Origin of the sequence: Sphingobacterium puteale (assembly GCF_003627955.1) — a bacterium.
Taxonomy (GTDB): Bacteria; Bacteroidota; Bacteroidia; order Sphingobacteriales; family Sphingobacteriaceae; genus Sphingobacterium; species Sphingobacterium puteale.
In genome coordinates this window covers 13864-35852 of record NZ_RBWS01000012.1, presented here as the reverse complement: position 1 = coordinate 35852, position 21989 = coordinate 13864, and the positions used below count along the sequence as shown (strand labels likewise).

General features: G+C 41.4%; 15 protein-coding genes. 10 read left to right on the top strand and 5 right to left on the bottom strand.

What is annotated here, in order from left to right; all coding sequences use genetic code 11:
- Positions 1–26: 26 nt before the first annotated feature.
- Together D7322_RS16185 and prfB are read right to left on the bottom strand one after the other, a co-directional pair.
- Positions 27–1472, bottom strand: coding sequence for a glycosyltransferase (locus D7322_RS16185; RefSeq protein WP_220700095.1), 1446 nt, complete (start codon positions 1470–1472; stop codon positions 27–29).
- Positions 1473–1881: 409 nt separating this feature from the next.
- Positions 1882–2965, bottom strand: a protein-coding gene (gene prfB / locus D7322_RS16180; protein WP_121125327.1) for a peptide chain release factor 2 whose coding sequence is annotated in 2 segments (ribosomal slippage) — positions 1882–2904 and positions 2906–2965 — 1083 coding nt in all. Because the reading frame shifts where the segments join, the coding sequence is not laid out codon by codon here.
- Between the two features lie 248 nt (positions 2966–3213).
- On the opposite strand from prfB, the gene pgi reads away from it, so the two are divergent.
- Positions 3214–4863, top strand: a complete 1650-nt coding sequence (gene pgi, locus D7322_RS16175) for a glucose-6-phosphate isomerase (RefSeq protein WP_121125326.1) — start codon at positions 3214–3216, stop codon at positions 4861–4863.
- Positions 4864–4960: 97 nt separating this feature from the next.
- Here the strand turns inward: pgi and D7322_RS16170 are convergent, their stop codons facing one another.
- Positions 4961–6856 (bottom strand): heavy metal translocating P-type ATPase, encoded by a 1896-nt coding sequence (locus D7322_RS16170; protein WP_121125325.1) that lies wholly within the window; start codon positions 6854–6856, stop codon positions 4961–4963.
- A gap of 193 nt (positions 6857–7049) precedes the next feature.
- Positions 7050–7391: a phage holin family protein gene (locus tag D7322_RS16165; RefSeq protein ID WP_104384643.1), complete on the bottom strand. Its 342-nt coding sequence runs from the start codon at positions 7389–7391 to the stop codon at positions 7050–7052.
- Positions 7392–7906: 515 nt separating this feature from the next.
- On the opposite strand from D7322_RS16165, the gene D7322_RS16155 reads away from it, so the two are divergent.
- From D7322_RS16155 to typA, 4 genes are all read left to right on the top strand, one after another.
- Positions 7907–8332 (top strand): DUF2147 domain-containing protein, encoded by a 426-nt coding sequence (locus D7322_RS16155; RefSeq protein WP_104384641.1) that lies wholly within the window; start codon positions 7907–7909, stop codon positions 8330–8332.
- A gap of 175 nt (positions 8333–8507) precedes the next feature.
- Positions 8508–9755, top strand: a complete 1248-nt coding sequence (locus tag D7322_RS16150; protein WP_104384640.1) for an ABC transporter permease — start codon at positions 8508–8510, stop codon at positions 9753–9755.
- 333 nt (positions 9756–10088) lie between these two features.
- The gene (gene kbl, locus D7322_RS16145; protein WP_121125323.1) at positions 10089–11279 is read left to right on the top strand and encodes a glycine C-acetyltransferase; all 1191 of its coding nucleotides are present in this window, start codon (positions 10089–10091) and stop codon (positions 11277–11279) included.
- 78 nt (positions 11280–11357) lie between these two features.
- The gene (gene typA, locus D7322_RS16140) at positions 11358–13163 is read left to right on the top strand and encodes a translational GTPase TypA (RefSeq protein WP_104384638.1); all 1806 of its coding nucleotides are present in this window, start codon (positions 11358–11360) and stop codon (positions 13161–13163) included.
- A gap of 118 nt (positions 13164–13281) precedes the next feature.
- On the opposite strand, the gene D7322_RS16135 is transcribed toward typA, so the two are convergent.
- Complete coding sequence (locus D7322_RS16135; RefSeq protein WP_104384637.1) at positions 13282–13791, bottom strand: ecotin; 510 nt, start codon at positions 13789–13791, stop codon at positions 13282–13284.
- Positions 13792–14095: 304 nt separating this feature from the next.
- On the opposite strand from D7322_RS16135, the gene D7322_RS16130 reads away from it, so the two are divergent.
- The 5 genes from D7322_RS16130 to D7322_RS16110 all read left to right on the top strand — a co-directional run bounded on the left by D7322_RS16130 (position 14096) and on the right by D7322_RS16110 (position 21930).
- Positions 14096–15787, top strand: coding sequence for a GMC oxidoreductase (locus D7322_RS16130; protein WP_104384636.1), 1692 nt, complete (start codon positions 14096–14098; stop codon positions 15785–15787).
- A gap of 110 nt (positions 15788–15897) precedes the next feature.
- Positions 15898–18699 carry an excinuclease ABC subunit UvrA gene (uvrA, locus tag D7322_RS16125; protein ID WP_121125322.1) on the top strand — a complete coding sequence of 934 codons (2802 nt, stop codon included), beginning with the start codon at positions 15898–15900 and terminating at the stop codon, positions 18697–18699.
- Between the two features lie 167 nt (positions 18700–18866).
- On the top strand, positions 18867–20510 hold the full coding sequence (gene pafA, locus D7322_RS16120) for an alkaline phosphatase PafA (RefSeq protein WP_121125321.1): 1644 nt from the start codon (positions 18867–18869) through the stop codon (positions 20508–20510).
- A 152-nt stretch (positions 20511–20662) separates the two neighbouring features.
- The gene (locus tag D7322_RS16115) at positions 20663–21103 is read left to right on the top strand and encodes an RrF2 family transcriptional regulator (protein ID WP_121125320.1); all 441 of its coding nucleotides are present in this window, start codon (positions 20663–20665) and stop codon (positions 21101–21103) included.
- A 239-nt stretch (positions 21104–21342) separates the two neighbouring features.
- The gene (locus tag D7322_RS16110; RefSeq protein ID WP_183078730.1) at positions 21343–21930 is read left to right on the top strand and encodes an RNA polymerase sigma factor; all 588 of its coding nucleotides are present in this window, start codon (positions 21343–21345) and stop codon (positions 21928–21930) included.
- The last annotated feature ends 59 nt before the right edge of the window (positions 21931–21989 follow it).

Here is a 21989-nt window from a genome sequence, read left to right as displayed (position 1 = left end):
GTAAAGATACGTTCTTTCCGTCGAAACTAGCCTCTTGTCAACCAACCTTTACGCCCAGCCGTAGCAATGGCATAAGGTGTGATCCAAAATAAGCTGAAAGCGTAAAATATGCTATAACTATAAGCCCAGAAAGCTTCTTTTGCATCTGAATTTTTGGATGCAAAGAAATAAGCCTGAATACTTGAGAATATAAGGATTCCGACTAGCGTTGAGCTCAAAAACATCAATGGATAATGAAATACGGTCCAAAACATTAATAACATCATTGGGTAGGAAAGTAGTACTTTTTTCCATTGCATGATCAATAGGATACGTGCACCCCATTTCGGCCCTTTACGGAAATTCTTAAAAGCAAACTGGCTCATCATAATATTTTCACGCACATTACTTCTTTCCCAACGGATAAACATCTTATATAAATTTTTATAACGTACAGGTGTATCGGTGTATACGTAAGCATTCGATTGGAATAATACATGATATCCCTGTTTTAATATCATATTTGTCATGGCGCGATCTTCTCCGATATCAGAAGGTTGTCCCATAAAAGTTTGATTGATCCAATCCTCCAAGCAGTGCATAACAGCTTCTCTGCGGTACCCAGATAATGCTCCAGGGGTACACATCACTGTTCCAAGCATACTTTGAGCCGAACGTACAAACTCAAAACTGAAGACAAAACTCACATTTAACATACGAGGTATGATTGCCTTTTTATTATTCAGTACACGCACATTACCTGCTACTGCCCCACATTCGGGGTTGGTCACAAATGGACTGGCCATATTGCGAATGGTATCTTTGTTGACCACAGAATCGCTATCTACTGTAATAAAAACTTCGCCTGTCCCCAATTTAAATCCACGGTATAATGCATGGCGTTTACCCATGTTTTTGGGTTGTTGATAGATTTCAATACGATCACCCAATTCCATCTTCGCACGTTGTATCCAGGCAAAAGTGTTGTCCTTACTTCCGTCGTCAATAGCAATGATCTGGAGTTTTTTCTCCGGATAGTCGCTGCTTGCCAAGCTATGGAGTGTGTCGTATACCAGTTGTCCTTCATTATAAGCCGGAACAATAATTGTACAGGTAGGTAGCTCTTCATCCGAAACAGACGCAATTGGTTTGTATCTTCGATGAAGCACAATCAAAAAGATCAAAAAACTTAGGGCGACAACGGCTAAAAATATTCCTAAGCCAATTAAAAATATTCCGCCGATACTGTCTAAACGTTGGAAACGTAATGCATCAAAATCTGGCTGAAGCATATATACACCAAAGACTGATGCAAATAACACAAAAAAAGTCGCTCCAAAAATAACGTATTCTTTCGTTCCAAAATTGCTTTCTTCGACTTTGTTTACTGTTGTCTGAGCTTGTTGCTGTTCTTCATTGACGTCGTACACGGCAGGTTTCCATTGTTTGGCCATCTGCTTTGATACGATTGAGTTTTCTTTCATGTAATTCATAACCGTTCTATTTTTAGATATACATTCTTCTTTTTATTTTCTTTGCTGGCCCAAGCATAGGGTCTTTTGTAATGAAAATATTACGAATGCATAAACGCAAAATACATGCCTTTATTTTGTGCCAAAAATTGAAGAAACTTATGCTTTGTAACGTTCTTGATACATTTTTAAGTTTTGTAAATCATTGTTTTTTAATTGTTTATAGTTGATTGTTCATCTGTTTAATCAATTATTTGCTACCCTGTGTACACAGTCGACATTTAAGGTTTTTTAACGTTTTTGAGATTTTTTTAAAGAGTGATTGACAGCTACAGTGACAGACTGTGTATGAAAGAAGGCAGTGATTGCTTGACAAAAAAAAGACGCCCATCAATGGAGCGTCTTCAATTTTCTAGTTTTTTATGGCAGATTAACCTCCAAATTCCATTAAATAATTTTTCAGGAAATCGTTCAAGTCGCCATCCAGTACCGCTTGGGTATTTGATGTTTCGTAATTTGTCCGTAAATCCTTGATTAATTTATAAGGATGCAAGACATAATTACGAATTTGGGATCCCCATTCGATTTTCTTTTTATTTCCTTCGATTGCAGCGGAGGCCTCCTGCCGTTTGCGCATTTCAATCTCATACAGTTGCGATTTCAATAAGCGCAGCGCATTTTCCTTATTCTGTAATTGCGATCTCGTCTCCTGATTTTTGATAATGATGCCAGTGGGTTTATGGTGTAGCCTGACGGCTGTCTCCACTTTGTTGACATTCTGGCCACCGGCACCTCCTGAACGGAAGGTGTCCCATTCAATTTCCGAATCTTTAACGTCTATTTCTATGTTGTCGTCAATCAATGGGTAGACATATACCGATGCAAATGAGGTATGTCGTTTGGCGTTGGAGTCAAAAGGCGAGATGCGGACCAGTCGGTGTACGCCATTTTCACCTTTAAGGTAACCATAAGCAAATGCTCCGGACAATTGAAGAGTAACACTTTTGATTCCCGCGACATCGCCTTCCTGGGAGTCCTGCTCGGTCACTTTATATCCATTTTTCTCACCCCACATAATATACATGCGCATCAGCATGGCTGCCCAGTCACAACTTTCGGTACCTCCGGCACCAGCTGTGATCTGTAGGATGGCATCCAATTGATCCTCCTCGGCGCTGAGCATATTCTTGAACTCCAGCTCTTCGATCTTTTCCAATGCAAGTTTATACTGATCGTCCAGTTCTTTATCTGTTGCGTCCCCGGATTGAAAAAACTCATACATGACATAAGTGTCTTCAACCGCTGACGCTACGTCATCAAAATGATCAGTCCATACTTTTTGGTTTTTGATCGCAAGCAATATTTTCTCTGCAGCCTTCGAATCATCCCAGAAGTTTGCTTCCAGCGTAATTGCCTGATCTCTTTCTATTTCATTTTTGCGGACATCGATGTCAAAGATGCCTCCTCAGGGATGTAACACGATCCCTCAAGTCTTGAATTTGTTCTTTTGTCATATCTGCTAATGTAGAAATTAAAAAGTAGAAATTGAAAATTAAAAAAAATGGAAACAATTGGTAAGCACCGGGGCTTGGGGAAGCAAAATCTTCAATCTAATATCTCCATACTAATATTTGGCCTTTTTTTTTTAGTTTTGATAGTGTCAACAGTATAAACCTTTGTTTAATGAGCTTCAATGCATGTGGTAAAAAGATGCTGAAGGTTCTTACTGTGATTTAAAACAAATAATTTCAATAAAAACAGTATGTTTCCAAAAATTAATTTTACAACGACCAAAGCCTACCAATATTTGGTAGATCATTATATTGATATCAATCAGCAGGGCTTACGTGAGCTTTTTGCAGCGGATCCACAGCGATTTAAGAAGTTTTCGATTCTCTTTGAGGATATTCTTTTAGATTATTCCAAAAATCGCGTCAACGAGGAGACCATGGCATTGTTGGTTCAGCTTGCCAAAGAATGTCATCTATCCGAAGCAATAGCGGCGATGTTTGCCGGAGAGCGGATCAATGTGACCGAAAATAGACCCGTCTTGCATACCGCCTTGCGGAATCAGTCCGATAAGCCTGTCTTTGTGGATGGCAAGGACGTCATGCCTGCGGTTAGAAGTGTATTGGCACAGATAAAAGCCTTTACAGAAAAGATACTCTCTGGCGAATGGAAAGGTTATACAGGAAAAGTCATTACTGATGTCGTTAATATCGGTATCGGAGGTTCTGACTTGGGGCCGGTGATGGTAACCGAGGCTTTAAAGGCATATAAAACCAGGCTGAACGTGCATTTTGTGTCTAATGTAGACGGAACACATATTGCCGAAACCCTAAAAGAAGTTGACCCGGAGACTACCTTGTTTCTAATTGCATCCAAAACATTCACTACCCAGGAGACAATGGCCAATGCACATACGGCAAAAGATTGGTTTCTGAGTAAGGGAGCCGGGCAGGAAGATGTCGCCAAACATTTTGCGGCATTGAGTACCAATACAGAGGCTGTAACGGCTTTTGGTATAGATCCGCAAAATATGTTTGTATTTTGGGATTGGGTTGGTGGGCGCTATTCACTATGGTCTGCCATTGGGCTTTCCATCAGTCTGGCGATCGGATTTGATAATTTCGAGGAACTCTTAGAAGGTGCCTATGAAGCAGATGAGCATTTCAGAACCAGCGCTTTTGAAGAAAATATTCCGGTAATATTGGCTGTGCTCGGTATATGGTATAATAATTTTTTTGAGGCTGAAAGCCATGCCATCCTTCCTTACGATCAATACCTGCATCGCTTTGCAGCTTATTTTCAACAGGGAGACATGGAGAGCAACGGAAAATACATTGACCGCAATGGCGAACGTGTCGACTACCAGACCGGGCCGATTATTTGGGGCGAACCCGGAACAAACGGTCAGCATGCTTTTTACCAGTTGATCCATCAGGGGACGAAATTGATTCCATGTGATTTTATCGCGCCTGCAAATAGCCTTAACCCGATCGGCAATCACCATCAACTTTTATTGTCTAATTTCTTTGCACAGACAGAGGCCTTGATGAATGGTAAAACCGAGGAAGAGGTTGTTGCTGAATTCCAAAAAGCAGGTAAGTCCAATGCCGAGATCGAAGAATTAAAAGCTTATAAAGTGTTTGAGGGCAATCGGCCAACAAACTCCATTTTATTGAAAAAAATGACTCCACGGACATTGGGCAGACTTATCGCGCTCTACGAACACAAGATATTTGTACAGGGGGTGATTTGGAATGTCTATAGTTTTGACCAATGGGGGGTTGAACTTGGTAAACAGCTTGCCAATAAGATTCTACCGGAGCTGAGCGACGATAATCTGATCACCAGCCATGATTCTTCCACCAATGGATTGATCAATGCCTATAAATCCTGGCGCGATTAATTCATCCATATAGTACATCCGGCTGATCTTCAAACAAGGTTGGCCGAATGTATTTTTACAGTTTTTCTTGCTTTTAAACAGTCCTTTCTGGACTGTATTATATCGTTTTATTCTGAATTCGGATGGCATTTAAAATCGCCAATAGCGCCACACCAACATCAGCGATCACAGCTTCCCATAGTGTGGCAACCCCTCCGGCCCCGAGGATCAGCACAATAATTTTGATACCCATTGCCAGGACGACATTCTGCCAGACAATATTACGGGTGATCTTACCGATTTTGATGGCAGACAAAATTTTATGCGGTTCATCATTTTGGATTACAACGTCTGCCGTTTCGATAGTCGCGTCTGCACCTAATCCGCCCATTGCGATGCCTACTTGAGCCAAAGCAACCACAGGAGCATCGTTGACGCCATCGCCCGCGAAAGCTACATTTCGCCCTTCGTCGATTAATCTTTGGACATGGCTTACTTTATCTTCTGGCAGAAGGTCGCCGTAGGCTTTATCTATCCCCAGTTCCCTCGCCACATCACCCACTACCGCTTTTTTGTCACCGGACAGCATGACCGTGTACAAGTCTTGTGCCCGCATGGCTGAAATTACCGATTTAGCGTCTGGTTTATTTCGGTCTGCAACCGTAATGTAACCTGCATATTGGCTGTCTATTGCAATCAGTACGATGGAATGGACAATTTGCTTTATTTCTTCCGGATAGGAGACGTCAAACTTGTCCAGCAGTTTGCTGTTGCCGGCAAGGACAAGCTTATCGTTGATCGTCGCTTTGAGCCCATGACCAGGTACTTCCACGATTCCTTTGGTAATAAAAGTGGGATCTCCCGGATGGTAGCGCGCTATCGCTTTTGCAATGGGATGGGTCGAATTGGATTCAATGGCTTTGGCATAATCCAATAGTTCCGCCAACTGTCCATTGACAGCAACGACCTCTTTGACTTCAAAAACACCTTCGGTAAGGGTACCCGTTTTATCCATGACAATGGTATCGACAGCAGTGATGGCATCCAGGAAATTACCGCCTTTGAACAAAATCCCGTTTCTGGAAGCTAGTCCTATTCCGCCGAAGTAACCTAAGGGGATCGAGACGACCAGGGCACAGGGGCAGCTGATCACAAGAAATACCAGACTACGATAAAACCAGTCTCTAAAGCTGTAGTCACTGGCAATAAATATCGGGACGATAAGGACAAGAACAGCAAGTGCGAAGATAATAGGGACATAGATTTTTGCAAACTTGGAGATAAATAGCTGTGTTTTGGATTTGCGCGCCGTCGCATCCTGCACCATCGCTAATATCTTACTCAGCTTGCTGTCCTTGAACAGGCTGTTTACGCTGATTTCACAAACTGATTCTAAATTGATCAGACCCGCAAAGACGGCGTCCCCCTTATATTTCGTGTCGGGCTTGCTTTCTCCGGTGAGCGCTGCGGTATTGAATGCAGCCCGTTCATTCAGCAGTTTCCCATCCAGTGCAACTTTTTCGCCTGCTTTAACAACAATCACTTCACCGATGTTGACGGTTTTGGGATCTACATCCAGTTGTTTTCCATCCCGCAAGACCGTGACTTTATCCGGACGGATGTCCAACAACGATTTTATGGATTTTTTGGCGTTATCTACAGCTGTATCCTGAAACCATTCGCCGATCTGGTAAAAGACCATTACGGCAACCCCTTCTTCAAATTCCCGGATAGCAAAAGCCCCTAAGGTTGCAACACTCATCAAAAAGAATTCATTGAAGAAATCGCCGCGTTTGGCCTTCCGTAAAGCCATCTGCAGAACGGGTATACCTGCTAGTAGGTACGCTACACCATTTAAAAATAAAGAAGCATAAAAAGGAGGCGTGATCTTAAAGGCGTATTTGAGGATCAACAGTGTGATCAATAGGATAAGTGCAATAAGAAGTTTGCGTTGTGATATCCACCAGGGAGTCTCTTTTTCTGTATGGCTATGCTCGTGGTTGTGTTCGCACATATATCGGAGGATCTGTTAAATAATTTAAATTTAGCTATTTTAAGCTTAAAAAGCGAGGGGAGGGGAATTAAAATAGCGCATAAACAGCTTTAGAAATAGTCTTTCCGTCGAAAGATCATCATTCCTGCTGATATCGAAAAAGGCTGTTTTCCCCAATCGGAAAACAGCCTTTTTTATATATAATTATATAATTTTAGTCTTTTGAAGTGCTTCCGATGATCATTTCCAATACGGCAACGACTATGGCGAACAACGCTGCTGTCCAAAATCCATCCACATCAAATTTGGATCCAAGGAGCGAGTCTGAAAGTAATACCATCAAAACGGTGATAATAAAGGAAACCAGCCCAAGCGTCAGCCAGTTTAATGGAAAAGTGAACAATCTCAAAATTGAACCTACGGTTGCATTGACAAATCCGATTACCAACCCCGCGACAATAGCCCAGCCGAATCCTGCTACATGTGCACCTGGAACAATCCAACAGGCAACTGCGACGACTACGCCAGTAAGTAGAAGACTAATAATAAATTTCATAATATGTGCTAATTTATAAACAGTGAATAAAGTAATAATATAATAACTATCGTGCAAACGCAATGCCAAAGTTTCGGCCCGTTCCTTCGCCTTTTTGCCATGCCAGGTCGGGGACTGCTTCGGATCTTGTACGGTACTTCTCCACAGAAAAAGGGTATAACATTTTCGAATCAGGGGCGAACAAAGGGCGAAGCAGTTCCAAAAAATCTCCGAACCCTACGTCAGCTGGCTTTATATATGAAAAATCGAGTCTCTCTTTTATCAGCCAATATGAGAGCAGAAAGAAACAGCTCTTTTATCTATTTAAATCAGTAGGGGATATGGGAAATAAATATATGCAAGCATAGTAAATATTTTGTATATTTAACTTATAAGTCCACAAGCTTTAATGCGCCGGACTCCATTGGAATTGGTTAGACGGTTTTATTTTTCTTTTCTAGAATCTTTTGGAGATAGGCGATTAGAGAGATAGGCAAAAAAATGTTAAAATAAATTCATAAAAATAATATAGACCAATGAAGAAAATTATGATGTCATTCATCATGTTGCTTGTTACAGTAACATTGTTTGCGCAAACAGATCCGATTATCGGAAAGTGGGAAAACCCGAGCGGCGAGGGCCGTGTGGAGATTTATAAAAAAGGGGACAAATTTTTTGGTAAGCTTTATTGGCTTAAATTTCCAAATAATGAAGCTGGACAGCCCAAGAAAGATATTAAAAACCCAGACAAGGCGCTTCAGAGCCGGGCAATTCAGGGATTGGAGATCTTGACCAATTTTGAAAAAGATGGAAATACCTATGAAGATGGGAAGATCTATGATCCAAAAACAGGGAAAACCTATAGTTGTAAAATGACTTTAAAAGGGGACAAACTCGACATACGTGGCTATGTGGGGGTTAGTTTGCTCGGACGGACAGAGACCTGGAAAAGGATCAATTAATCATCTAATTAGGGCTGAAAGTAATAGGATGTAAGCTATTTAGAAAGCTAATGACGACCTTTCTGTCGGCGTTGACCTGTTATAAAAAAGGCAATTTATTCCATTAGAATAAATTGCCTTTTGGTTTTGTGGAGGAATAACAGTATTTTCATCTGCAAATTATAAAAGTCGCCGCATGTCCGTAAAAATGTCTTATGTTGAAAATGTAAAACTTGCACTGCAATCTATTGTAGGTAACAAGTTGCGGACATTTTTAACGGCATTGATCATTGCGATAGGGATGATGGCCCTGATCGGTGTATTGACATCTATTGACGCCATGAAAAACTCCTTAACGGATTCCTTTTCTTCCATGGGGTCCAATTCATTCAATATACGGAATAGGGGATTGAATGTGCAGATCGGTACAGGAGGTACACGGTCTAAGGTATTTGCCAATATTACCTATGCCCAGGCCGCAAGGTTCAAACAGAATTTTCATTTTAATGCGACGACATCCATCAGTGCCAACGTAACATGGAATTCAACCGCAAAATTTCAGTCAAAAAAGACAAACCCAAATATCGGCCTTATTGGTACCGATGAAAATTATCTTCAGACCTCGGGCTATATCGTCAGTGAAGGACGTAATTTCTCTGTCCGTGATGTAGAGACCGGGGGAGCGGTGATTATCATCGGCAGTGAAGTCAGTAAAATGCTTTTTGGGGAGATCATTGACCCCATCGGGCAGTTTATTACGGTCAATAATATCCGATACCAGGTCATCGGAGTGCTAAAAAGCAAAGGCTCTTCCGCGGGTATGGGTGGCGATAGGGCCTGCTTTATTCCCCTGGTGAAAGCAAGATCGGTCATGCAGGTCGTAGAGCCATCCTATGTGATCACCGTATCGTCCAATGATCCCATGCGTTTGGAAGCAGCTATTGGTGAAGCTTCCATTGTATTTCGGAATATCCGCGGCCTATCGGCAAGGCAAACCAATGATTTTGAGATTACCAAGTCCGATGCGGTGGCACAAATGCTGATGCAGAATATGGCGATGGTGACCTTAGGAGCAGTAGTGATCGCCTTTATCACCCTTGTTGGTGCATCCATCGGACTGATGAATATCATGCTGGTGTCGGTTACTGAACGGACAAGAGAGATCGGTATCCGGAAGGCAATAGGTGCTACGCCCAGTGTGATACGCAAGCAGTTTTTGATGGAAGCCATTGTCATCTGTATGATGGGCGGTGTCGCGGGTATATTTATCGGTATCCTGATCGGTAATTTGTTGGCCCTTCAGCTGGGAACATCCTTTATTATCCCTTGGGCAGCTATTATTCTCGGATTTGCAGTATGTGGCCTTGTGGGAATGCTATCCGGTTATTATCCGGCATCAAAAGCTTCAAAATTAGATCCGGTGGATGCCCTGCGTTACGAATAAGCCAATCCGTATTAAATCATATGTTGTTGACCTAAAACAAAGGAATACAAAGCGCCAGATCTAAATTGGCTAAGGACTGCGTCCATCTTAAGTCCGTATAGCGTCCACGTTAAGTCCACCTTGCCATGCTCCCGACGATCCAATGTAGTTTGCCTATTATCTCCTCTTGATGGAGCCATTATTCGTTGCGAAAAGAAAGAAGCCAAAGTGCTACGTAAATTTGTGCAAACGGTTTAATGTTATCAAAACATTGATTTGCGGTGAATTCTCAATAAACAGGCTGTTTCCACCAAAGAAAAACTGTAATATTGTATAAAAAAATAAAATCAAATTATGTACAATACATTACAACCAGTTTTACAAAAGGAATTGGAAGCAATCAAAGAAGCGGGATTGTATAAACAAGAGCGGGTGATCGTTACTCCACAAGGAGCAGACATCAAAGTAAGCACAGGACAGGAAGTTGTCAATTTTTGTGCTAACAATTATTTGGGCCTGTCTTCTCACCCAAAAGTAATCGAAGCGGCCAAGAAAGCGATTGATACACACGGATATGGCATGTCATCTGTACGTTTTATCTGTGGTACCCAAGATGTGCATAAAGAATTAGAAGCAAAGATTTCCCAGTTCTTAGGAACAGAAGATACGATTTTATATGCGGCGGCATTCGATGCGAACGGTGGTGTTTTCGAACCTTTGTTTGGTGCTGAGGACGCAATTATTTCGGATGAATTGAACCACGCTTCGATCATTGATGGGGTACGTTTGTGTAAAGCACAACGTTTCCGTTATAAAAATGCGGATATGGCAGACTTGGAAGCACAGCTACAGGCAGCATCCGGCGCAAGACACAAAATCATCGTGACCGATGGGGCTTTCTCCATGGACGGATCAGTGGCGCCATTGGACAAGATCTGTGACCTGGCCGACAAATACCAAGCGTTGGTAATGATCGATGAATCACATTGTACGGGCTTCATTGGTGCTACCGGTCGCGGGACACATGAACTTTTCAATGTGATCGATCGTGTAGATATTATTACTGGAACTTTAGGTAAAGCCCTCGGCGGAGCCTCTGGCGGTTTCACATCCGGTAAAAAAGAGATCATTGATTTGTTACGTCAGCGTTCTCGTCCGTATTTATTTTCAAATACATTAGCGCCGGCGATTGCAGGCGCTTCTGTTGCCGTATTGGATATGTTGAGCGAGACAACAGCGTTGCGTGATAAACTGGAATCCAATACAAAATATTTCCGTGAAAAAATGACGGAAGCCGGATTTGATATCAAGCCGGGTTTCCACCCGATCGTCCCTGTGATGCTTTACGACGCGAAACTTGCACAAGAATTCGCGGCTAAAATGTTGGACGAAGGCATTTATGTAATCGGTTTCTACTATCCTGTTGTGCCTCAGGGAAAAGCCCGTATCCGTGTTCAGATTTCGGCAGGACATGAGCTCGCACACCTGGATAAAGCGATCGCCGCCTTTACCAAAGTAGGTAAAGAATTGGGTGTAATTAAATAAAATACACATAGTTATAAATTTTATGGTGCAAAATGTTTATCTTTGCACCCTAAAATTTTATAAAATTATTCTTGCTCAATGCAAAACATTAGAAACATTGCGATCATCGCTCACGTCGACCACGGTAAAACTACGCTTGTAGACAAAATTTTATATTTTACCAATCAATTCAGAGAAAATGAAAATGCTGGTGAATTAATCCTAGACAATAATGATTTAGAGCGTGAGCGCGGGATCACTATTGTATCTAAGAACGTATCAGTAACATATAAAGGTGTTAAAATCAATATCATTGATACTCCTGGTCACGCCGACTTTGGTGGTGAAGTGGAGCGTGTATTGAAGATGGCCGATGGTGTAGTATTACTTGTAGATGCTTTTGAAGGTCCAATGCCTCAAACACGTTTCGTTACAGGTAAAGCACTTGGATTAGGTATCAAACCTATCGTTGTTGTCAATAAAGTGGATAAAGAAAACTGTCGTCCTGATGAAGTGTACGAAAATGTTTTCGATTTATTCTTCAACTTGGGTGCTACCGAAGAACAATTGGATTTCCCAGTATTATACGGTTCTTCAAAACAAGGATGGATGTCTACAGATTGGAAAAATCGTACCGAAGACTTCACGGATTTGTTAGAAGCAATCATTAAATATATTCCTGCTCCGGTGGTTACTGAAGGTAATTTGCAGATGCAGGTAACATCATTAGATTACTCAACTTTCGTAGGACGTATCGCTATCGGTCGTGTTGCCCGTGGTACTATCAAGGAAAACCAACCAGTATCATTGGTAAAACGTGATGGAAAAGTGGTTAAGTCACGTGTTAAAGAACTTCAGGTTTTTGAAGGCTTAGGTCGTATCAAAGTGCCAGAAGTACATGCAGGTGATATTTGTGCTGTCGTTGGTATCGAAGGTTTCGATATCGGTGATACCATCGCGGATTTTGAAAATCCCGAGCAATTGGAAGTTATCAGCATCGATGAGCCAACAATGAACATGTTGTTTACAATCAACAACTCCCCATTCTTTGGTAAAGAAGGTAAATTGGTAACATCTCGTAATATCTACGATCGTTTACAAAAAGAATTAGAAAAGAACTTGGCGTTGCGCGTAGTTCCTACCGAATCTCCTGATGCGTGGTTGGTATACGGACGTGGTATCCTTCACTTATCTGTATTGATCGAAACAATGCGTCGCGAAGGTTATGAATTACAAGTAGGACAACCTCAAGTTATCGTGAAAGAAATCGACGGTCAAAAATGTGAGCCGATTGAAGAGCTTGTTGTTGATGTCCCTTCTGATGTTTCTGGAAAGGTAATTGAGTTGGTAACACAACGTAAAGGTGAATTGTTGATCATGGAAGCTAGAGGTGATATGCAACATCTTGAATTCTCTATTCCTTCTCGTGGTATCATTGGTCTACGTAACAACGTATTGACTGCAACAGCTGGTGAAGCTGTAATGGCTCACCGTTTGAAAGGTTACGAGCCTTGGAAAGGTACAATCCCTGGTCGTTTGGCAGGTGTATTGATTTCTTTGGATACAGGTTCAACTACAGCATATTCTATTGATAAATTGCAAGATCGTGGTCGTTTCTTCGTGGATCCAGGTGTAGATGTATACGAAGGACAAATCTTGGGTGAGCACATCCGTGATAACGATTTAACAATCAATGTTACTAAAGGAAAGCAATTGACAAATATGCGTGCTTCCGGTTCAGATGACAATACACGTATTGCTCCAGCAATCAAATTCTCATTAGAAGAATGTATGGAGTATATTCAGGCAGATGAATATATTGAGGTAACACCACAATCTATGCGTCTACGTAAAATCTATTTGACAGAAAATGAGCGTAAACAAAACGCGAAAAAATTTCAATAATCAATAGATAAGGATAATAAAGATAAAAGAGGCCGTCTCGTAAGAAATTATGAGACGGCCTATTCTTTATAAGCTTTGTTTGTTGTTTTTGGGCCAACTAAACAGAATTTAGTGGCTATTATTTTTTCTTTTCTCTGACTTCAGCAGCCCGATAGGTATCTCCATCTGTTGAATAGATTTTGAATTGTGCCTCATATCCTTCAGGGACATAAATAACAATAGGCATCCGACCGTTGTAACGTACTGTTTCGGGTTGGGCGCTTACAAAAAGATTTCTCTTGGCTTTATCCGGGCAGGCCATCATGGTACTTGCTACATTTCCGTTGGTTTTGAATACATAGTAATCATACCCCCAGCCCTGAAGATCTTTTTTCTCAAAAGAACCAGCTAGATTAAAATTGTTACAACCATCTACCTCCATCCATTTACCTACAGAGAATTCGATCTTCTTGTTCTTGTCATTCTCCGAATATGGAACTTCGATAACCATTTTTTTGTATCCTTTTTCCGCTGCAGGAAAAATATTTAAGTCTATTTTATCAATCACCATTTGTGCTTTACTTACTGTTGTAGATGCGACGAAAACGAATAGCATCATGACCATAACTTTAAATACATTTTTTCTCATAACCTTTTTTTTATTTTATTCTTTAAACGCAATCTCTATCACTATTGCTACTTTGCTTTTTCAAAACTATATTTTTAAGACATGTAAAAAATTAGAAGGATTAATTGAAAATGGTTAAATATTTAAAATAATTATTCGAAAGTATTGGATAGCACCTATTAAAAAACATCGTTAGATAAGACCCCGTCGATGTAGGATATCCAGCATTTATTTTGTAACAAAATCATGTAAGTTGCTTAGAATATTTGTTGCAATACCATTATTTACAGTATATTAACTTTTCAAATACGACCTAAATATAAAGATGAATAAGGAAAATCATTTTGACACTATTGTGATCGGTTCGGGCATATCTGGCGGATGGGCCGCTAAGGAATTTTGCGAGAAAGGATTGAAAACACTTGTTTTGGATCGAGGTAAAGATGCCAAACATATTCAGGATTATCCCACAGCGTATATGGATCCTTGGCAGTTCAAGCATGGGGGACAGGTGGAACAGCAGACCAAGGATGAAAATCCGATTGCTTCAAAATGCTATGTCTATCGGGAAGACGCCAAACACTTTTTTCTGCCGGATGCTGCCCAGCCTTATATCCAGGAAAAACCATTTGACTGGATTCGGGCTGATCAAGTTGGCGGTAAATCTCTCCTTTGGGCCCGTCAGACCCAGCGATGGTCTAAGTACGATTTTGAAGGGCCTGCAAGGGATGGCTTTGCAGTGGATTGGCCTATTCGTTACGATGATATTGCACCTTGGTATTCGTATGTCGAACATTTCGTCGGAATATCGGGTAACAGGGACGGAATTGATGCGATGCCAGATGGTGATTTTCTTCCCGCTTGGGAGATGAACGTGGTGGAGAAAGCAATACAACAACGTATAGAGCAGCAGTATAAAGATCGTCCGGTGATTCAGGGGCGCTGTGCTCATTTGACCCAACCTCGGCAGATCCATATCGATCAAGGGCGGAGTCAATGTCAGGCACGTAGCCTATGTCATCGTGGATGTCCTTTTGGTGGATATTTTAGCTCCAATGCATCTACTTTACCTTGGGCGGCGAAAACAGGAAAGTTGACCATACGCCCCCAGGCGATTGTCGAATCCATACTTTATGATGATAGTTTACAGAAAGCGATCGGTGTCCGTATCATCGACACAGTCACAAAGGCGAGTCAAGAGTTCTTTGCGAAAATCATTTTTGTCAATGCCTCTGCATTAGCGACAAACCAGATTTTATTGAATTCCACTTCCGATCGTTTTCCGAATGGCCTTGGAAATGATAGTGGCCTGTTGGGTAAATATGTCGCTTTTCATAATTATTTGGGCTCAATATCGGGTACAATGGAAGGCTATGAAGATAAATATTATTATGGGCGTAGGCCAACCCAACCTATTATTCCCAATTTTAGAAATGTACATCGGCAGGAAACTGATTTTTTGAGAGGTTATGCTTCGTTTTTTGGCGCTTACCGTTCGCGGGGAGGGGCTTTTGAGGGAGTGTCAGTTGGTGGGGCTTACAAAGACAGTTTAGCTGAACTGGGAGGCTGGGGTGTTTCCATGATGATGCAAGGGGAGACGATTCCCAAGGAAAGCAATCATGTGCGATTGAGCAAAGACAAGAAAGATCCTTATGGTATTCCACAATTGATTACCGCTGTCGGTTACGAGGAAAATGACTACAAATTGAGAGATGACTTCTTTCAACAAGGACAGGAGATGCTGGATATTGCAGGAGTCAAGAATCTCAAAGTCAGTGACAGCAACCAAAATCCGGGTTTGGATATCCACGAAATGGGTGGAGTACGTATGGGATTGGATCCCAAGACCTCTTTGTTGAACAAATGGAACCAGTTACATTTGGTGAAAAATGTATTTGTCACCGACGGTGCCTGTATGACCTCAACAGGAACGCAGAATCCGTCGCTGACCTATATGGCATTAACAGCTAGAGCCGTAGATTATGCTGTCTCTGAAATGAAAAAAGGCAACCTCTAAATCCATAGAACTGCACTGGGATAGGGACTATATTTTTTCGCAAGAGCTTTTAATTCGTAGGGACTATAATCAGCCAAGATTGCGTAACTTTGTGTGAGATAAGGATTATTATGAGTAAAAAAGTGGAGCGTACTCCAAAAGAATATATTCAAATAAAAGGGGCTAGAGTCAATAATCTGAAAAATATTGATGTTGATATTCCCAAAAATAAATTGGTTGTCATTACTGGAATGTCAGGTTCAGGAAAATCTTCCCTCGCTTTTGACACCCTATACGCTGAAGGACAACGACGGTATGTTGAAAGTCTTTCTTCCTATGCACGACAGTTTATGGGACGGATGAATAAACCCGAAGTCGATTACATCAAAGGGATCGCCCCAGCGATTGCAATTGAACAACGTGTTATTACCAGCAATCCGCGTTCCACTGTCGGAACTTCTACCGAAATATATGACTATCTAAAATTACTATATGCAAGGATCGGGAAGACGATTTCTCCTGTTTCAGGTAGGGAGGTGACCAAAGATAGCGTGAGCTCGGTGGTAGATTTTGCCTTGAAATTTGACGAGGGAGAATCTGTTACGCTATTGGCTCCGCTGGTGCCTTCCCATGAGCGAAAACTCAAAGAAGAGTTATCTCTCTTACTGCAGAAAGGGTTTGTCCGTGTCGTCTATCAGGATAAAATGCAAAAAATCGAAAGTATTATTGACGATAAGAGCATGGCCAATGAAACGATTCAGGACGGCGAGGTATTGATTGTCGTGGATCGGGTACGTATCGAGCAGGATGATGATACCATGAATCGATTATCCGATTCCATTCAAACGGGATTTTTTGAGGGTAAAGGTGAATTGTATATCGAAGAAAAGGATAAAAGACATCATTTCTCACACAAGTTTGAACTCGATGGAATTACCTTTGAGGAGCCTAGTCCTAACTTCTTTAGTTTCAATAATCCCTATGGTGCCTGCCGTCGGTGTGAAGGCTATGGGAAGATCATTGGTATAGACCCAGATCTTGTTATACCAGATAAGAGCCGCTCTGTTTATGATGGCGCTATTGCTCCTTGGCGAGGAGAGAAAATGAATGAATGGTTACAGGTGCTGGTAAAGAATTCTCTAAAGTTTGATTTTCCGATACACCGCGCCTATTCCGATCTGACAACAGCCCAAAAAGAATTACTTTGGACGGGAAATAGTTATTTTACAGGGCTTAACAAGTTCTTTGAAGAGCTCGAAGAACAGACCTATAAAATTCAATACCGCGTGATGTTGTCACGTTACCGAGGTAAAACCGACTGTCCCGATTGTAGGGGAACAAGGTTGCGTAAAGATGCGACCTATGTCAAAGTCGGTGGTAGGTCAATTACCGATATCGTATTGATGCCTCTTGAAGAAGCTTTGGCATTTTTTACGGATTTGTCACTGGAGGGAAATGAAAAGGTGATTGCCAAACGCCTGCTGGCCGAAATTAATAACCGGCTACAATTTCTATGCGATGTAGGGTTAAGCTACCTTACCTTAAACCGTCTGTCCAATACGCTATCCGGAGGGGAATCCCAACGGATCAATTTGGCAACTTCGCTCGGAAGTTCGCTCGTGGGCTCAATCTATGTGCTGGATGAGCCGAGTATTGGGTTGCATCCACGCGATACTCAGCGTCTGATTTCGGTACTGAAATCCTTGCGTGATGTAGGTAATACAGTTGTTGTGGTTGAGCATGAACAGGAAATGATGGAGGCTGCAGATTATCTGATCGATATTGGCCCCGAAGCAGGGATCAATGGCGGTGAGATGGTATTTGCAGGAACATATAGTGAGATTCTAAAAGATGATAGGAGTTTAACAGGTCAATATCTGAGTGGCAAGAGCAAGATCGAAGTTCCAAAAAAACGACGAAAATGGTCCAATAGCATTACTGTAAAGGGAGCGCATGAAAATAACCTTCAGGGGATCGATGTGCAGTTTCCTTTAAATACATTTACCGTTGTATCAGGGGTATCGGGATCCGGAAAGACATCCTTGGTGAAACGTATTCTTTATCCGGCTTTGCAGAAATCAATCGGTAATTATTCTGGTGAACAAACAGGTGTATATGATTCCATAGAAGGCGATATTGCACAAGTGGAACAGATCGAAATGGTTGACCAGAATCCAATCGGTCGTTCTTCACGGTCCAATCCAGTAACTTATGTTAAAGCCTGGGATGAGATCAGAGCTTTGTATGCTAATCAGGCTGCATCCAAAGCTGCGGGATTGAAACCTGCTGCGTTTTCTTTTAATGTCGAGGGCGGCCGCTGTGATGTCTGTCAAGGTGAAGGGGAAGTGAAGATCGAGATGCAATTTATGGCGGATATCGTACTTCCATGTGAGGCCTGTGGTGGAAAACGTTTCAAGCAGTTTGTGCTAGATGTGCAGTATAAAGGTAAATCCGTAGCGGATATACTTGAGCTGAGCGTGGATGAAGCCATTGTATTCTTTGGCGATCAGCCTAAGATATTGGCCAAGTTACAGCCACTACAGGATGTAGGTCTGGGCTATGTGAAGCTCGGGCAGTCTTCCAGTACACTTTCTGGCGGTGAGGCACAACGAATTAAACTTGCTTCTTTCCTGATCAAAGGCAATAACAGCAAGAAGACCTTATTTATTTTTGACGAACCGACTACAGGCTTACATTTTCAGGATATCAAAAAGCTCTTAAAATCATTTGATGCGCTGATCGCCCTTGGGAATAGTATTTTGGTCATCGAACATAATATGGACATGATCAAGTCGGCCGATTGGGTGATTGATATTGGGCCTGAAGGGGGCAATAAAGGTGGAAAGTTGGTCTTTGCAGGACTTCCAGAAGATCTTGCGCATTGTAAAGATTCTTATACAGGGCAATTTTTAAAAACACATTTAAAAGATTAAACCCTACATTAGCATTCGTTATTAAACAATGGCGCCTGCACAGTGGCTGCTGAATTTAGGGAAAAAAGATTAAAGAGCAAGGAATGAAAGATCATGTTAGTAAACCAAAGGTTTGCACAACTAAAATCTAAATACTAATTACTCAATACTCAATACTCAATACTATTATGATTAAAAGATTTTTTTTAAGTGTCGTATTTGGAATAGCTGCACTCTCCGCCATGGCACAACAACCGGAACGACCCAAATTGGTCGTCGGTCTGATGGTGGATCAGATGCGTTGGGATTATCTATATCGCTTTGCGGATCGATATGGAAATGATGGTTTCAAGCGACTTTTGAAAGAAGGCTTCTCCTGTGAGAATACCCTGATCAATTATATTCCGACCTATACAGCTATAGGACACAGTTCGGTATACACTGGTTCTGTTCCTTCAATCCACGGTATTGCGGGTAATGATTGGATCGAAGAGCTTACAGGTAAGAATATGTATTGTACCCAAGATGACAATGTCGTTGGTGTAGGTACTACGGAGAAAGAAGGAAAACAGTCCCCACGTAATTTACTGGCGTCTACAGTAACGGATCAGTTGAAACTGGCTTCAAATTTTAAATCTAAAGTCATTGGTATCGCAATTAAAGACAGAGGCGGTATATTACCTGCCGGTCACTTTGCGGATGCTGCCTATTGGTTTGAGGCAAAATCTGGCAATTGGATTACCTCCAATTTCTATATGGATCAATTACCAAAGTGGGTCGTTGACTTCAATAAGAAAAAGTTAGCGGAAAAATACCTTAAGGCAGACTGGAAGCCGATGTACGATGTGAGTACTTATGCAGCGAATAGTATTGCTGATGATAATATCTATGAGGGGAAATACCCCGGTGAAGAGAAGCCAACCTTGCCGCGTGCGACATCTAAGTTGATGAAAGATGAAGGTCTTGAGTTGATAAAAACAACACCAATGGGTAATCAGTTTACCTTAGATCTGGCAATGGAAGCCATCAAGAATGAGCAGATGGGAAATAACCCAACTAAAAATACCGATTTCCTTTGTGTCAGTCTTTCGGCGACAGATTATGTCGGACACCGTTACTCATTGACAGCTGTAGAAATTGAAGATATTTATCTGCAATTGGACAAACAACTGGCCGATTTCTTTGCTTATCTGGATAACTCTGTTGGTAAAGGCAATTATACCTTTTTCCTGACTGCTGACCATGGCGCTTCTTACAACTCTAGATTCTATATGGATATGAAAGGAAATGGCGGTTATTTCTATTCCCGTCAGATTATCTCGGATCTAAACAAAAAGTTGAAAGAGAAATTTGGACAGGAAAAAATCGTCAAGAGTATGATGAATTATCAGGTGCATCTGAATAATCAAATCATTGATTCGCTTCAATTGGATCGGGATAAAATAAAAGAGACCATTATTCGCGAGTTGCGCAAGACTGAAGGTGTTGCTTATGTTGCGGATATGGAGAAAGGTGAAAGCCTAATGATCCCGGAGCCTGTCCGTGAAAAAATGATCAATGGCTATAATTACAAACGGAGCGGTGTTATCCAGATCGTTTGTGAACCACAATGGTATGATGGTACGCCACGTTCTACGGGTACGACACATGGTACTTGGTCGGGATACGATTCTCATATTCCACTGGTATTTATGGGCTGGGGTATTAAGCCCGGTGTGTCCAATACCGAGGTCCATATTGTCGATATTGCGCCTACGATTTCATCACTATTGCATATTACCGAACCCAATGGAAGTATCGGTAAACCCATTACAGCAGTACTGGGCCAATAGCAATTAGATTATCAGATAATATTCGCCCTTAGCATAAGGATATCCAATAGGTAAATTGTGCTAAGGGCTTTTCTTTTACAGGCTAGTTTTATAGGTTTTATTCTATTGAATAAAAAACGTAAATTTGCAATTCAACAGGGGGTTAACAAATTATGCTTTCCAAAAAGACAAAATATGCAATTAAGGCACTTATGGTGCTCGGTCGTAACTACGGAAATGAACCTATGCAGATCGTTAAAATTGCACAGGAAGAAAATATTCCAAAAAAATTCTTGGAACAGATTCTCCTTGAAATGCGCAACGCAGGTATTCTCTATAGTAAAAAAGGAGCGGGGGGAGGCTATAGTCTGAATAAAGCTCCGGAAGATGTATTTTTATCTCAGGTAATGCGTCTGATCGATGGACCGATTGCTTTGCTCCCTTGTGTCAGTCTAAATTTCTATCGTTCCTGTGAAGAGTGCACCGAAGAGCATGCCTGTGGCATCCGTGATACATTTGTGGAAGTCAGGAATGCGATGTTGCAAATTTTGAATGATACGAGCATCGCCCATTTAATCAATAAAGAAAAAGAATTGAATCTAAGCGTCGAATAATTGACGTGTTCGACGCCGTCTGCAGACTAGACAAAAAAGCTTGTTTGCAATGAATAATATAGACAGCAGTGGCGCAAGCTTACTGCTGTTTTTTTATACTGAGGGTATTTCTAAAAACATATCTTGGCAGAATAAGCCCCCTTAGCATGATTTATTGGTATAGACAATAATTGGAGTTTTGCTTTAGAATAAGATAAATTTTATAATTTTGGAGCATTCATAATATACGGACAGATCACTTGAAAAACGATGAAAATGATGAGTTTAAGCTGGTTTCTCTTTTAATTAAGGGAGATAAAACGGCTTTCTCTAAGCTTTATGAACACTATTCTCCCACTTTGTTGCACAAGCTGAACAGATTGCTACCAGACGAGGAGCATGTGCTGGAAATACATCAAATTGCCTTCGTACGCTTATGGGATATGCGCGCCAAAATTATTCCCGAGAAAGGCGTTTGGTCATTGCTACATACAATAGCCCGTAACCTGACCATTGATTATTTTCGCCAATCAGCTACAGATGAGGCTGTGCGTAAAGCGCTTCTGACACAGGCAACCTTATATTATGAACTGGACGAAGCTAATGATACGTTGGAACAGCTATCTGATGAACTATCAAAAGCGATAGAAAAATTGCCTCCCAAGCGCAGAGAAATCTTCCTGTTGTGCAAATTCCAGGGAAAGAGTTATGAAGAAGCCGCAAAGATCCATGAAGTTTCAGTTGGTACTGTAAAAGATCACATGGCCAAAGCGATGCGCTTTTTAAAACAGGAGCTCGGAACCAAACTTTTTATGCTTTTGATGACACTTTTGGGGCTTCTTAACTAGGGATTTGCTTCCCATAAGACTAGTCCCAATAGTCTTTTTTATCCTCCTTAAACCTAATT

Excerpts from the sequence above, each read along its gene's own strand:
- D7322_RS16185 (WP_220700095.1), bottom strand. The coding sequence starts at position 1,472 with ATGAATTACATGAAAGAAAACTCAATCGTATCAAAGCAGATGGCCAAA.
- pgi (WP_121125326.1), top strand. The coding sequence starts at position 3,214 with ATGTTTCCAAAAATTAATTTTACAACGACCAAAGCCTACCAATATTTG.
- D7322_RS16170 (WP_121125325.1), bottom strand. The coding sequence starts at position 6,856 with ATGTGCGAACACAACCACGAGCATAGCCATACAGAAAAAGAGACTCCC.
- D7322_RS16165 (WP_104384643.1), bottom strand. The coding sequence starts at position 7,391 with ATGAAATTTATTATTAGTCTTCTACTTACTGGCGTAGTCGTCGCAGTT.
- D7322_RS16155 (WP_104384641.1), top strand. The coding sequence starts at position 7,907 with ATGAAGAAAATTATGATGTCATTCATCATGTTGCTTGTTACAGTAACA.
- D7322_RS16150 (WP_104384640.1), top strand. The coding sequence starts at position 8,508 with ATGTCCGTAAAAATGTCTTATGTTGAAAATGTAAAACTTGCACTGCAA.
- kbl (WP_121125323.1), top strand. The coding sequence starts at position 10,089 with ATGTACAATACATTACAACCAGTTTTACAAAAGGAATTGGAAGCAATC.
- typA (WP_104384638.1), top strand. The coding sequence starts at position 11,358 with ATGCAAAACATTAGAAACATTGCGATCATCGCTCACGTCGACCACGGT.
- D7322_RS16135 (WP_104384637.1), bottom strand. The coding sequence starts at position 13,791 with ATGAGAAAAAATGTATTTAAAGTTATGGTCATGATGCTATTCGTTTTC.
- D7322_RS16130 (WP_104384636.1), top strand. The coding sequence starts at position 14,096 with ATGAATAAGGAAAATCATTTTGACACTATTGTGATCGGTTCGGGCATA.
- uvrA (WP_121125322.1), top strand. The coding sequence starts at position 15,898 with ATGAGTAAAAAAGTGGAGCGTACTCCAAAAGAATATATTCAAATAAAA.
- pafA (WP_121125321.1), top strand. The coding sequence starts at position 18,867 with ATGATTAAAAGATTTTTTTTAAGTGTCGTATTTGGAATAGCTGCACTC.
- D7322_RS16115 (WP_121125320.1), top strand. The coding sequence starts at position 20,663 with ATGCTTTCCAAAAAGACAAAATATGCAATTAAGGCACTTATGGTGCTC.